Source organism: Brevibacterium sp. LE-L (genome assembly GCF_050214925.1).
GTDB lineage: Bacteria > Actinomycetota > Actinomycetes > Actinomycetales > Brevibacteriaceae > Brevibacterium.
The window spans coordinates 720,091-733,163 of record NZ_CP189759.1 but is presented as its reverse complement, the minus strand read 5'-3'; the positions used below and the strand labels follow the sequence as shown (position 1 = coordinate 733,163).

Sequence of the window (13,073 nt, the reverse complement as noted above, 5' to 3'; positions counted from 1 at the left end):
TCAGATTCCTGCAGCCGCTTTGACGATCCCTCCCAGCCCCAGCGCCAACAGCGCTGCGGCCGGGATCGTCAGCAGCCACACGCCGAACATCGGCAGGAAGTAGCGGGCTCGGGCGTGGCCCTTGCGTCCGGCGTATTGGGTGCCGAGGATCGACGAGCCCAGGACGAAGGTCAGCGACACGGGCACGCGCATGACCAGAGCCGCGGTGTACATGAGGATCGAGGCGGCACCATCGGCGATGGCGGATTTGAGCGGGTCGAGCCGGACCATCCGCACTGACAGGGTCTGGACCACCCGCCACCCGCTCAGCCCGGTGCCCAGTGCCAGGGCCGCGGCAATGAGGAGGCGCACGGGCCAAGAGATCTCGACGATGGACAGACCGTCGTGCGGGGTGGCCTCGACCGCGAGGATGCCGACCATGACCAGGGCCGCGACCTTCTGCGCATCTTGGACTCCGTGGACGAGCGACAGGGATGCCGTGAGCACTGAATCGACCATGCGCGCGCCGCGAAACAGCGGTTTCGGCGGAACGGAGGCGAGGAACTTCGACAGCACGAGGGTCAACGCCCACGCGAGGATGAACCCGAGAACGGGTGAGAGCAGCAGCGGCCACACGACGGAGTCCATCGCCTCACCGGTGTTGACGGAGAACCCGAACACGATTCCGGCACCGAGCAGTCCGCCGATGAGACAGTGCGTCGAGGACACCGGCAGCGCCAGGAAATAGGTGAAGAGACTCCAGATCGTCGCGGCCACGAACGCGACGAGCAGACAGGTGAGAATGAGGTCGGCGGAACCGGAGAAGAGCACGATCTGGTTCGCCACGACGATGGCGATGCCCTCGCCGAGCAGCGCCCCGATGAAGTTGAAGACCACGGCCAGGCCCAGTGCCCACTTCGGGTTGAGGGCCCGACCGACGACGGCATTGCCGATCGTCAGCGCAGCGTCATGGAAGCCGTTCGAGCCGGCGAAGATCACCCCGGCGACGATGACGGCCACCAAAAGCAGCTCCACGGACTACGACTCCTTGATCGCGATGGCCGCGACGACCTTGCCGAGCTCCGTGAACCCGTGAGCGGCCCGGACGAATGCCTGCCCGAGCTGGGACACGGCCGCCATGTACGTGAGTCCGCGTTTGGAGTTCGGCACCGCATCCGACATCCGCCACTGCAGGGTCTCGACTTGGTACGTCAGCCGGTTGATCGCGTCGACATAGTCCCACTGGTCGAGTTTGCCCGGCATGCGGGTGATCATCCGCGAGGTGTGGTCGGTCTGGTTCGACAGCACCGCCAAGGTCTCGGGCACGCCGGACGGCAACGGGTCGAAGGCTTCCGAAGCGAGGACGAATCCGACCCCGTGCAGACGGTGGCAGATGTCGCGCATGTGGTGGCTGAGCAGGTAGAGGTCATTGCGGTCGAATGGAGTGATGTAGTTCTCGCGCAGCGCCCGCAGCATCGCGCCCATGTCCTCATCGGCTCTGTCCCCGATCTCGCGGAGACGATCGGCGACGTCGCGACGTTCGCTGATTTCGATGCCGGAGAGTTCGGCGAGCACCAAGTTGCATTGCCGCATCTGTGAGACGAGAGCGGACAACCGCTCATAGAAGACAGTGTCCTGCGGGACTCGCTTGAGCCGCATGCGCTCCTCCTGCCCGGGGCCCGGACGAGCCGGACGAATATGCATGATGCCTCAATGATATGTGCCGGACGCTGAACCGAGAGCGCCTCTCGGCGGAAGGCCGCTCGAAGCGGCTGAATTTGGAGCCCGGGGCTTCAGCGATCCAGCGTCCGGTGGCCCGAAGGCCACCCCCTACGATACTCGTTCACACGCATGAGTCCACCGCCGAGGCAGGTGAACATCCGTTGACAATCTCACAGTCGGGTGGGCGGTCAGTCGAGGCCGCCTCGGCGGTGGGCGAACGCAGCATCGGCGAGGTCCTGGGACAGTTGGCGCAGCCGAGACCGGGTTTCAGTCGCCTCGGTGCCTTCGGCGCAGATGCCGACGAAGGCGGCAGCGCGCAGCAGCGCGATGACGACGTCACCGCGGAAGGCTCCGACGAGGATCTCATCGATCGCTCGAGCCACCTCGTCGACTCCGGCCGGCAGTTCGACTCCGGCGAGGATCTCGTCGAGACCGATCCCCTCGGTGACGCGGCGCTGACCGGTGGCGAACATCTCGGAGAGTTCGCGCGGGGCGGTGTTGATCCACTGGCGCAGGGCATAGAGGCGCCAGAGCGCGCCGGGTGCGGAGACTGCCGGGGCCGAGGACCACATCTCGGCAATCACCTCGAAGCCGATGTCATCGGCGAGTTCGACGAAGCGCCGTGTGGCTGCCTCGTCGCGGTGCCCGTCGGCATCGCCGAGCAGCAGAGCCGCGGTGGCGTGCGAGGTCTCCGAGCGAGCGACCGGATCGTCGCTGGCGCTGACGGAATCGAGGTCGGCCAGGGGAACGGGGCGGTGGAAGCGTCGCTGTGTCATGGTCCCGGCAGTCTAGCCCTTCGCCTGCGCCGCCACTAGGACATGGCGCACATACGCCTGACGGTCAGCTTCTACCCGCCCGGCTCCCAGTGGCCGCGACTAAACTGAGAGTCGATTCGTCTCTGCGACCCGCAGTGCGCGTGACCGATACGAGCGTGACCGATACGAGGAGGAGCTCTCGTGGCAAAATCATCCGTGGCGAAGAAGGGCCTCGACAAGGCAGCGAAGCTGGCTGTCAACGACGATGGCACCCTCAATCCTCGTGCCCACTCGATGCTGTCGCGACTGCTGTCCGTTCAGCGGCCCGTTGCGCTGGCCTATGTGCGCAGTCTGCGCCGCAGAAACCCGGACGCGACTCCTGAAGAGCTCGTCAAGATCATCCGTCGGCATTATCTCGCCTTGACTACCTCGGGCGGGGCGGCTGTCGGCGCCACTGCGGCGGTCCCAGGTCTGGGCACGACTGCCGCCCTCGGTGTCGCGAGCGCGGAGACCGCAGGTTTCCTCGAAGGCACCGCCCTGTTCGCCCAGGCTGTCTCCGAGATCCACGGCCTGCCGGTCCAGGACGTCAAGCGCGCGAACGCCCTCGTACTCGGACTGATGCTGGGTAAAGACGGCAAGAACCTCGTCAAACGCTTCAGCAAGCAGTCCGGCGGCGTCGACTCGATGCTCGGCAGCTGGGGTGCCACGGTGACCAAACAGCTGCCAGCCCCCGTAGTCGATCTGCTGGTGCGCAAGCTACGCAAGACCTTCATCCGCAAGTTCGCTGCTCGTGCGGGCGGCTCGTTCGTCGGCCGTCTGTTGCCCTTCGGCGTCGGAGCGGTCATCGGCGCCGTCGTGAATGCTCAGATGGCGCGCAAGGTCGCCCAGGAGTCGAGGGAGGCCTTCGGAGCGGCGCCGACGATCTTCCCCCTCGAGACGGATCCCGAATACGTCGCTCCGAAGAAGGACCGGAAGCTCCTCGCCGGCCTGAGGAACATCGCCGCACTGCGTGGGAAGGTCAAGAAGAACAGGGCTATCGAGAGTTCGGTCATCGACGAGGCCGCCGACGAGGATCTGTCCTCTCCGGACTCACTGCCTCGGACCTACACCGGCTCCGATCGACCCGAGTTGGAGAAGTGAGGGAGGCGGTGTTCGACCGCGCCCTCTGGTTTGAGTAATGAGGCCACGTGCCTCTAATATTATTGAGTCTCCAACTGTCGTGTTCCGGTTCTGCCGAGCAGTCGAGTTGGGACGGGGCCTCTAGCTCAGTTGGTAGAGCAACGGACTTTTAATCCGTGGGTCGTGGGTTCGATCCCCACGGGGCCCACCGTAAGGTCGCTGTCCAAACCGGCGACATTACCGGTTTGAGACCTCAAATCGGCGGCCCGCCCCCCGTGGCGGGCCGCTGCTATCTGCACACCAGGGTCGAAGAACGTGTTGAACGGTTTTCCTGGCTCACCGATAACAGTGCCTTCCTCACTGAGGTAGTGCTTCTCGAAGAAGGCCTGGTTGGCGATGTGCCGCAGTGAGTCATCGATGCTCATGCACAGCATGTAGCAGTCCCTGGCCAATGTGAGGCAGTCGTCAAGGTGAGCACTTGCTAACTCGTATTGAGCAGGTCGAGCGGTACCGACCCCGTAAGGTGAGCTTGCAAAAGTTTGGATAGCTCGGCCTGGAGATCGTCACGTTCGAGCATCACCAATTCGTGCATCAGTCCCAGTTCTGTTTCGATTGAGCGCGAGTGAGGCTCCCATAGCCGCGGATATGATGCTCACGGCAACACATCCGGCGAGAATAAAGGTGAGAAGCTCGATAGGGATGATAGGTGAGAGACCGGGGTTGATTGCGTCGAGAGCTGTGGCCATCCGTGTGTATACCAGGCCAGTGACTGCGGCTGCGAGGATTGATGCGGTCACGGCGACAATGCCTGACTCAACTATGATCGACCCAACTACAGAGCGTCGGTGTGCACCAAGTGTGGTGAGAAGTTCGAGTTCGTTTCGTCGCCCACGGACCGACGCCAGCGTGGACTGAACAAGGCTGAACAGCGCCAGGATAGCCGCACCTCCAACAATCGTGAGGATCGCTGCTTGTTGACTCGCGACGCTCCGCCGCACCGACTGCTCCACCCAGGCACGATGCGTGAAAGCATGCCCGGATGGGGCAATATCTTCCAACGACGCAGCGAGGCTCGATAGAGAAACACCGGAAGCAGACTCGATAAGCCAGGTATCCGTTGTTGCTCCCGCATCTAGGGCGAGCCCGTCCAGGTCGACGAGGAAGGTGCCATAGGTGAAGCTGGTCGATTCCACGACGGCGGCAATACGGACCGTGACAGGAGTCCCGTCAGGTGCTTCGAGGTCGAAGGTGTCACCAATGTCACCGACACCACTGACGACAGCCACGTCCGTGCCCGAGACATCGTCGATGCCACCCGACTCGAATTTCGCGGGAACAAAGTGAGTGAATGTGTCGGGGTTAATACCCATGAGCTGCGGGTAGTCATCTGGGGGCATATCCGGTTCGTTCCAGGCCCAATCATCCGCTCGCTGAACCCGTGTGACGGCCTGAACCTCGGGGTGTTCCACAACGGACTGAAGCACGTCCGGGTCTGGCCCCTGGGTGGTGAACTCGACTACAACGTCGTTGTTCGTCAGGGCGTCGAGCCCGAGGGCCAGTTCTGATCTTCCGGTTTGTGCCATCATGCCAAACACGGAACCAAGGCCGAGCAAGACGATCATCGGCGTTGCTAGAGCCGCAGTGCGTCGGGCAGCATGCACCATATGTTCTCTTGCCACGAGACCCGCACCCGGCGCGATCGGAGTAACAGCACCACCGAAGAGGCGGGCGATCGCAGGAACGATGACAGGAGCCACAGCAGACACGAAGAGCACGGCTCCAGCTCCAACACCCGCTGTGGTGATCTGATAGTTCAGAGTCTGTGGAGGAGGTAACAGGAACACTATGATGGCGCTCAGCCCGACACCTGCGAGTACCCATCGCATGAGCGGCATCGTCCGCCTGATGGGCGTTACCGAACGCACAGCATCGATAGGTGCGGTGCGCCCGATACGCCGTGCCGCTGTGAACGCGCCAGCCACGCTGACGAGCGTCATGATGGCAACGGACCAGAACAGTGCGGTGGCATGTATCGTCACTGGAAATCCCTGTGGCCAGTTATTCTGCCGGGACAGTATCTCCGCATACGGGGTAGCCAGAAGTAACGACAGAAGCGCACCCATGATGGAGCATACGATGCCAAGGAGCATGCTCTCTTTCAGTACCATTCCGGTTGTCTGCCATGGAGAGGCGCCAGCGAGTCGGAGCAGCGCAAGTTCTTGACGCCTACCATCCACAACGAAACTCATCGTCTGCGATACCAGCAGCACGGCGACGAACGAACCAAGTAATGCCATGAAGCCACTGATGAAGCGTCCGTTCGCGGCCAACCCGATCAGTTTCGCCGCCTCATTCGCGCCAAGCCCGGAAACGTCGATATCGGTGGTTCGTGCTGCTTCGAACAGAATGAATGAACTGCCCACAACGGTAGAAGCAGCAACGAGAACCAGGGCGAGCCCCGCATACGACCAGCGATGCTCGCGGAGCATCGCCCCTGTCAATCCACCGGTCATGCTGCCGCGTCTTCGAGCCCTGCGAGACGAGCGGCGATCTGTTCCGCGCTCGCAGCGACCATTTCTTCTTCGATGCGTCCATCACGCAACCAGATCACTCGATCCGTACGAGCTGCCACCCGTGGATCATGGGTAACCATAAGCACTGCCGAGCCCTCATCCGCCAGCGACTGCAGCTCATCGAGAATCTGGTCACCTGAACGCACATCCAGCGATCCGGTCGGTTCGTCGGCAAACACTACTGCCGGACGTGATACTAGGGCACGGGCAATCGCGACCCGCTGACGTTGCCCACCGGAAAGTTGATCAGGTCGCGAACCTGCTTTCTCACGCATCCCCACACGGCCCAGCACATCAAGCACTTCTTCACGAGGCCGTCGGGAACCACTGAACCGGGCAGGCAGCCCAACATTCTGCTCCGCAGTCAACGCAGGCACGAGGTTGAACTCCTGAAAAATGAACCCGAGTCGATCACGTCGCAACGCCGTCAACTGCTGCTCCGACGCATTCAACACATCGACGCCGTCAAGGACCACGCTGCCACTTTGCGCCTGCAACAACCCTGCAGCGCACAGAAGCACCGTGGATTTTCCAGATCCCGAGGGACCCATCACCGCGACCCATTCCCTGGCATCCAGCGTCAACGACACCTCATGCAATACCGGAATCGGTCCCGCCGACGAAGGATATGCGAATGAGACTTTCTCAGCAGTCAGAACCCTCGAATCGGTACCTGGGCGAGTGACCTCAACCTCTTCCACGCGACGCTGCGGGCTCACTGAACATCACCGCTATCTGCGGCATCCGAGCCGGGACGCATGCGAGCACGACCTGTCTTTGTCGATCGACGCTCACGCTTGCTCTTTGAGAGAGGATACTTCTCCTCAAGTCGTGGCTCGAGATAGATTCGTTGCACGGCACTCAAGACGATTGACACACCTGCCCAGTACGCCACCGTCACGGCAATACCGAACCAACTCAGCGCGAAGCTGAGCATCGTTACTACAATGCCGACGCCGACATACAGCCACCACCAAGCACTCATGATCCGGTCACGAGCTGCCTGTTGCTTCTCTACACGACCTTGCAGCGACTCGACGCGGCTGCCCAGATCTTCATCATCGATTGATTCGAACAGGTCACGGACAGATACGCGCAGTGAATCCGCCACGAGTGTCAGCGTTTCCGAACTTGCGTCCTGTCCAGCCTCCAGCCGCTGGACGGTTCGGAGCCCAACACCGGCCTCGTCCGCGAGGCGCTCCTGTGTCCAGCCAACCTTTTGTCGCAATTCGATCACTCTTGACTTACTCATACCGACATTCTTCCTTGCGGCCATTCGATGCACCACGTCATCCGCCTGCCAATACCCCGCCACCTACCCGCCGCTCTGCCGCCACGCACCCGCCAGTCGGCTTGTGAGCCCGTTCTTCAGACGGAATCAGAGCGTGGTGCTCCGCTTCTGAACTCATATGCCAACCCCAAACCAGCCGAGCTCGTAGACCGCACGGGCGGCGAGAATGAATCCGATGAGGCAGCTTCCGGACCGTGACCGTCGTGTCGTCGATCCCGCGACATTCTTCGGGGCTTGCCGAGGTTTGAGAAGTACCTACTGAGTCCCACCGTTTACCAAGGTCAGAACGGGTGCTCAGGTCGGCGGTTCGGGTCAACCGAACCACCGAGCGTCGTTTAAGTGTGAAATACGCCGACTCTCACGCGCGGAATTTCCCACCGGGTCGGCAGGTCACGCTTTTTGCTTCGACGCAAGTTGCGGCTCCCGTTTGAACTGCCCAGCGAAAGCAAGAATGGACACCACAACTGCCAGGACGATCCACCCTGCGACTCCGAACGGATTCACGAGAGCAAGATTGACTGGGGCATCGGCCATGCCCACGATGAGAACAAGACCGCCCGAGGCGTTGAGGGCACCGTGTCCGAGAACTGCTGGCCACAGTGAGCCGCTACGCAACCTGAGCCATCCGAACACGATTCCCCACCCGATACTTCCGACGGTCATCAACAGAAGCCCCCAGACGTTCGGCTCGTTGAAGTTGTGGCCGAGAAGTATGACAGGTGCGTGCCACAGTCCCCAAATCGTTCCGGTGAGTACCAATGCGGGCCACACTCCCAGTGGCCGAAGAGCCGGAAGCAACCAGCCACGCCATCCGGCCTCTTCGCCGAAGGTGACGACCACGTTGAATATCGCACCGAACGGGATAGCTACGATCTGCACCAGCATCACCAGACGCAGCTCATCCGTGCCCATCGGAGCATCTAATTCTGCCTGCAGTCCTGAAAAGGTCACCAGATCGAGCTGTATCCATCCGAACAGTGATGAGACACCGATACACGCGAGGACGATTATCAATGGCGCGACGGCTGCGGCGACAATGAACCATACGACCCGCTTCGCCGGTCGCAATGGCCACATACCGAGGAATCGCAGACGCTGTCCCCGCGGCACTCGTATCCAAAAGATCACCACGAGAGTTGCCACGAGCGGAGCGAACATCATAACGGATGGCAAAATCCTCGATAGCTCGTCAAATGTTGAACCATCAGCGTCGACCAACCACAACGGCAAGATGGCCAACCATGCCAGGCCAAACGACACCAGCACGAAGATCACAACAGCGCTCCACGGGACACCGGTCACCCTGTCAGGTCGAGTATCTGCGGCCAAGAGCTCCTCTTTCTACTACATCGTTTCAATAGAGTCAGGCTATCGACATGTGTAACCGCTCAAACTGAATAGTTACGATCTGAAACACGACCGCCATCACCAGGTCATTTCACCGCAAGAACGCGCCCATCCCGGTGGAGCAATATTTGTCCCGGCGAATTTCTTTGTGACGGTGCCCGAGACAACGTAGCCAGTGTTGGATGAATGTGAATAACGAGATAGTCAAATGCTCTCGAGGCGGCTGCTATGAGTCTCTTTGGGTACCTTCGATGTTGTTCAAGGCAATCTGATTCTGTTCATTTAGACTTCAACGATGCCCTGTTCATCAGCGCTGGGAAATGGCTACAATCTTTCCCGACGAAGACCTTACGCCAAAGAATGTGGACGAAGCTTCAAGGTATCCAGCCTCACGAATTCCGTGACCCGTGGAACACGTTATTTTGCTCGCGGTGGCAAGTGTGAACGCCATGTTCCAAACTTAGGTCGCTCTACCTCTACCACTTCTACACCTCAGCTATTCGCCGCACGTAGATCGCCGTCGCGTTTGCCTCGAAGTTTCATAACCTGCTCAGCGTTCGGAGCCGAATAGCCTTTGAGACCATTGAGCCCTCCGGTGGGCACCGAACTACGGTCCCAGTACGAAGCGTGCGCGACGGCCTGTGTATGGCCCACCCGCTCAATGTCGATCGGTTGAGCCGGTTTTCCACTGTCCTACGCAGCGTGTGGTTAGTCGCCGTCGGCAGTTCCGCGGCGTCGAACACTCTCCCTACTCGCTTGTTTACGTTGTCCGGGGCGGGTATCGAGCGGGTCGAGGATGGGAAGACGAAGGTCTTCTCGGCATCAGTAGCATTCCCGCGGAGCTTCCGTTCGGCGAGCGACCGAAAACGGGCACGGAGCATGTCGGCAGTGTCGACGGGCAGTGGGATCGTCCAGGTACTCATCCCGGACTTCACAAAGTCTTCCGACTGCAACCCGGGTTTCGCTTCTTTGACACGCACGAGCTTGCCGCCCACCGACAGCGTCGGCACTTCAGCGTCAAGGTCGAGATCCTTCCATCGGACCAACCCGGCCTCACCGAGACGTAGACCGATAGCCGCGGTGAGGCTGAGGAGGTCGGCGAGTCCGCTTTCTCGGGTTCTCTTATCGTCGTAGACGGTGCGTAGCAGGTGTGCGACCTGGTCGTCCGTGAAAATGTCGTTGCACGTGCGTACTGAACCGTTCTTATCCCTGACGGTGGATCAGGGCTAAGAAGCGTCGAGCCGCTCTCAATGATCGGTTGCTCGACGATGCCGAGCGGATGCGCTCACTCATGCTTAGCCCGATCCAGACGATTGCGCAGGGCGAGGTCCTCCACTTGCCGCACCCGTCGCCACGAGACATTCGAGACCTCGCCGTCGCGTTCGGATTCATCATCGACAAGCACACGCTGCTCGACCAGCACGACACCGAGGCCAGTGCCGCGAAGGGACTGCTCGGAGCTCTAGCCGCTCAGCTCGGCCTCGACAAGAAAGAAACAACGCCATGACTGGACACTCCCCTACAGACCTGGCACACGCCCTGGCCGTCTACCAAGAGCACGGACCACGAGGCGGCGCGGAAGACCGGCATACCGGCCGCCACGGTCATAGGCTGGGCGAAGCTCACCGGCGCGCAGACGGCGGCCGGTGACTCGCCTCGGCCCTCTCTGCCGACGACCGATGAGCTCTTCCGGGCGGTAGCGGAAGTCACCGCTGACGCGGCCAAGACCGAGCTACCCCGGCTCGGAGACCTGGCCGAGCGGTCGAACCTGCCAGAGCCGGATCGCGCAATCGTCGGGCGAGCGTTCCACGACAAGTACCTCGAGTTCCCAACACAGGCCGGCATGGAACCGGCGGTGCAGAGCGTCGACCAGCTTGATCCGTGGTTCCGCCACCAGCTCGCCGGGCACGAGGTGGACCCGACCAACTACGCCACGACTGACCCCGCTACGGTGCCCGGTGCGAAAACGCGGGCGCGAAGCTTACGCGGTGCTCAGCTCAGGCCGATAAGACCCCTCACAAAGCTCCCGAGTACCTGTCCCGCACCATTGACGCCGATGTTCCGAATGTCGTGCGCCGCAGCTTGGAGGGCTCGACTCTTCTCTTCGTCGCGCTCGACGGACGCCAGCTTGTCGAGAGCTTCGACGAGAGCGTTACCGAACACTTCGTTGTTGCTGCTCGGCCATTGCCCCGCCGCTCGGACACCAGTGGAGTTGACCTTGGTTAGACCGATTGGCCCTCCCCAAGCACGCTCAGTGTCGATGTAGCCTTCATTCGCCAAAAGCGCGAGGGCGGTTTGAACGTCCGGCCGGTCGAGCTCGAGAGACTTCGCAATAGTTTCCATGTCCGGAGGATCTTCGTTGGCGAGTACGCGCCCGACGCAATATTCGAGGATAGGGAGGGCGGTTGTCTCCCAGTGCGTATCGGTCATGAGGCTATCTCCAGGGGTATTGGATCGGTTTCTTAAGCTCTCCGTCGAGTCTGCCTCTCCCCCTAGGCGCTCAGTCAAAGACGGCTTGACTCGCCCCACGTTTACCCATCGTTTTCAACGCAACCCCACGGAAACTAATGGAACCGTTATCGAGAGGGCGGGCCGCTTCTCCCCGAAATCTAGAGGCGAACAGCACCCTACGAATACTCACGAAATCAATGATTTCTTAACCGTGGGTCGTGGGTTCGATCCGGGACCCACCCCCTCACCCAGGTCCGAACGGGTGCTGAGGTCGGCGGATCGGTTCATCCGAACCGCCGATTGTCATTTGAGTGCGATGTCAGCTCGCCCTCACTCTCACGCACGAAATCTTCCACCGGGTCGGCGGGCCACGCTTGTCGATTCGAAACTGGGCTCCATTTGGATATTCCTCGACGCGCCCACGTTCGTCCTGGAACCGATCGAGGTGGACCGCAGGATGCCGCTGGCCAAGTGAACAGCACCAACGCTTGTCTTCTCATCGCCGAAAGGCGATGATGAGCCCGTCCCAGCCCTTCTCACCGACGGTCTGGAGCGCAGTGGCCTCCAGTTCAGGGTTCGCCACAATTTCCTCAACGACACGTCGCACGCCGTGGACTCGCGGATCGGCACTGTCGGAGTCGACGACTGCTCCATCGCGAACGACGTTGTCGATGACGATCACCGAACCGGGCCGTGTGAGATCGAGCGCGGCGGCGAGGTAGACGGGATTGTTCGGTTTATCGGCGTCGATGAACACAAGGTCGAACGGCTCAACACAGTCGCTCATCAATTGCGCCGCCGATTCTGCCGCCGGTCCGATGATCGTTTCGATTCGGTCTGCAACTCCAGCGGTCCGGAAGTTCGACTCGGCGACTGCTGCGTTATCCGGTTCGATTTCGAGCGTGACGACATGCCCATTTTCACCGACCGCCCGGGCGAACCAAATAGTGGAGTAGCCTGCCAGGGTGCCGAATTCGAGAACTCGCTCGGCGTCCGCGATCTTCACCAACAGGCTGAGGAAGGCCCCTTGGTTTGCGGCAACCTCAGCATTCGGCATCGTCGTCACAGCGCCCGACCGTCGAGCCTCGGTCAGAACACCGTCCTCTTCAAGCAGAGTCGAAGCGAAGTACCTGTCGACCGCGTGCCATTCGTCCGATGCCGGGTAGCGATTGGTCGGTGCTGGGGATTCGGAGTCGTCCATACCTACATTCTTGCGCACCAGAGACAATCGTCGCGGTTGAGAGAGAAGTTGTTCGCAGTTCCACGACCCTGCTGGTGTAATTGGGAGATGACTTCGTTCGCATTCGCGCCGAAAGCCACCGGTCCCGGCTCACGGTGATCACCGCAGATAGGAAGGATGTCCATGCTGAAGACTCCGGAAGACGTCGTCACCGGATGGGAAGACGCGTGGAACCGAGCCGATGCCGATGATCTGGCTGATCTGTTCGCTGAAGACGCCGAGTTCGTCAACGTGGTGGGCCTCTGGTGGCACGACCGAGCGAACATCCGCGACGCACACGCATTCGGCTTCGCCCACATCTTCCCGAACTCACGGATCAGCATGGACGAACCGAGAACTCGCCTCGTCGGCACAGATGCAGCAGTCGTCCAAGCGGGATGGCACCTCACGGGCCAGGTCGCACCCGCCGGCGAGCCGGCCGGTGACCGCCGCGGAGTATTCACTTTCGTCCTCGAACGCCGCAAGGACGGGTGGATCGCCGTCACGGCGCAGAACACAGATATCGAACCCAGCGCACAGACGCACATCAATCTGCCCGAAGGTCGCAGTGCGATCCACTACAAGAAGCGAACCTCCGACTGACCGGACCGGAAGGA

The 13,073-nt window shown here is 61.1% G+C and carries 13 protein-coding genes and 1 tRNA gene; 4 read left to right on the top strand and 10 right to left on the bottom strand.

Annotated features, from left to right (window positions below; genetic code table 11):
- The 3 genes from ACQE2J_RS03215 to ACQE2J_RS03205 form a co-directional block, all read right to left on the bottom strand.
- Complete coding sequence (locus tag ACQE2J_RS03215) at positions 1 to 1,014, bottom strand: inorganic phosphate transporter (RefSeq protein WP_135540016.1); 1,014 nt, start codon at positions 1,012 to 1,014, stop codon at positions 1 to 3.
- A gap of 3 nt (positions 1,015 to 1,017) precedes the next feature.
- Positions 1,018 to 1,683 carry a DUF47 domain-containing protein gene (locus ACQE2J_RS03210; RefSeq protein ID WP_425119858.1) on the bottom strand — a complete coding sequence of 222 codons (666 nt, stop codon included), beginning with the start codon at positions 1,681 to 1,683 and terminating at the stop codon, positions 1,018 to 1,020.
- A gap of 206 nt (positions 1,684 to 1,889) precedes the next feature.
- Positions 1,890 to 2,477 (bottom strand): hypothetical protein, encoded by a 588-nt coding sequence (locus ACQE2J_RS03205; RefSeq protein WP_426937058.1) that lies wholly within the window; start codon positions 2,475 to 2,477, stop codon positions 1,890 to 1,892.
- 180 nt (positions 2,478 to 2,657) lie between these two features.
- Between ACQE2J_RS03205 and ACQE2J_RS03200 the strand changes: the two genes are divergently transcribed.
- Together ACQE2J_RS03200 and ACQE2J_RS03195 are read left to right on the top strand one after the other, a co-directional pair.
- Positions 2,658 to 3,596, top strand: coding sequence for a hypothetical protein (locus tag ACQE2J_RS03200; protein ID WP_426937057.1), 939 nt, complete (start codon positions 2,658 to 2,660; stop codon positions 3,594 to 3,596).
- Positions 3,597 to 3,710: 114 nt separating this feature from the next.
- Positions 3,711 to 3,783: transfer RNA gene (locus ACQE2J_RS03195), tRNA-Lys, on the top strand.
- A gap of 355 nt (positions 3,784 to 4,138) precedes the next feature.
- Here the strand turns inward: ACQE2J_RS03195 and ACQE2J_RS03190 are convergent.
- The 5 genes from ACQE2J_RS03190 to ACQE2J_RS03170 form a co-directional block, all read right to left on the bottom strand.
- On the bottom strand, positions 4,139 to 6,088 hold the full coding sequence (locus ACQE2J_RS03190; RefSeq protein ID WP_426937056.1) for an ABC transporter permease: 1,950 nt from the start codon (positions 6,086 to 6,088) through the stop codon (positions 4,139 to 4,141).
- Entirely contained in the window at positions 6,085 to 6,738 is a 654-nt protein-coding gene (locus tag ACQE2J_RS03185; RefSeq protein WP_426937487.1) for an ABC transporter ATP-binding protein, read from the bottom strand. Before ACQE2J_RS03185 ends, ACQE2J_RS03190 begins: the two co-directional genes overlap by 4 nt.
- Positions 6,739 to 6,863: 125 nt before the next feature.
- On the bottom strand, positions 6,864 to 7,400 hold the full coding sequence (locus tag ACQE2J_RS03180) for a helix-turn-helix domain-containing protein (protein WP_426937055.1): 537 nt from the start codon (positions 7,398 to 7,400) through the stop codon (positions 6,864 to 6,866).
- Between the two features lie 429 nt (positions 7,401 to 7,829).
- The gene (locus ACQE2J_RS03175) at positions 7,830 to 8,714 is read right to left on the bottom strand and encodes a CPBP family intramembrane glutamic endopeptidase (RefSeq protein WP_426937054.1); all 885 of its coding nucleotides are present in this window, start codon (positions 8,712 to 8,714) and stop codon (positions 7,830 to 7,832) included.
- A 611-nt stretch (positions 8,715 to 9,325) separates the two neighbouring features.
- Entirely contained in the window at positions 9,326 to 9,961 is a 636-nt protein-coding gene (locus ACQE2J_RS03170; RefSeq protein ID WP_426937486.1) for a tyrosine-type recombinase/integrase, read from the bottom strand.
- 83 nt (positions 9,962 to 10,044) lie between these two features.
- Here ACQE2J_RS03170 and ACQE2J_RS03165 point away from each other — a divergent pair, with 83 nt between their 5' ends.
- Entirely contained in the window at positions 10,045 to 10,293 is a 249-nt protein-coding gene (locus tag ACQE2J_RS03165) for a hypothetical protein (protein WP_426937053.1), read from the top strand.
- Positions 10,294 to 10,778: 485 nt separating this feature from the next.
- Here the strand turns inward: ACQE2J_RS03165 and ACQE2J_RS03160 are convergent, their stop codons facing one another.
- Together ACQE2J_RS03160 and ACQE2J_RS03155 are read right to left on the bottom strand one after the other, a co-directional pair.
- Complete coding sequence (locus ACQE2J_RS03160; protein WP_426937052.1) at positions 10,779 to 11,216, bottom strand: hypothetical protein; 438 nt, start codon at positions 11,214 to 11,216, stop codon at positions 10,779 to 10,781.
- A 517-nt stretch (positions 11,217 to 11,733) separates the two neighbouring features.
- Positions 11,734 to 12,438 carry an O-methyltransferase gene (locus tag ACQE2J_RS03155; protein ID WP_426937051.1) on the bottom strand — a complete coding sequence of 235 codons (705 nt, stop codon included), beginning with the start codon at positions 12,436 to 12,438 and terminating at the stop codon, positions 11,734 to 11,736.
- Between the two features lie 162 nt (positions 12,439 to 12,600).
- On the opposite strand from ACQE2J_RS03155, the gene ACQE2J_RS03150 reads away from it, so the two are divergent.
- A complete protein-coding gene (locus ACQE2J_RS03150) occupies positions 12,601 to 13,059 on the top strand; it encodes a YybH family protein (RefSeq protein WP_426937050.1) in 459 nt (152 codons plus the stop codon).
- Positions 13,060 to 13,073 lie beyond the last annotated feature (14 nt).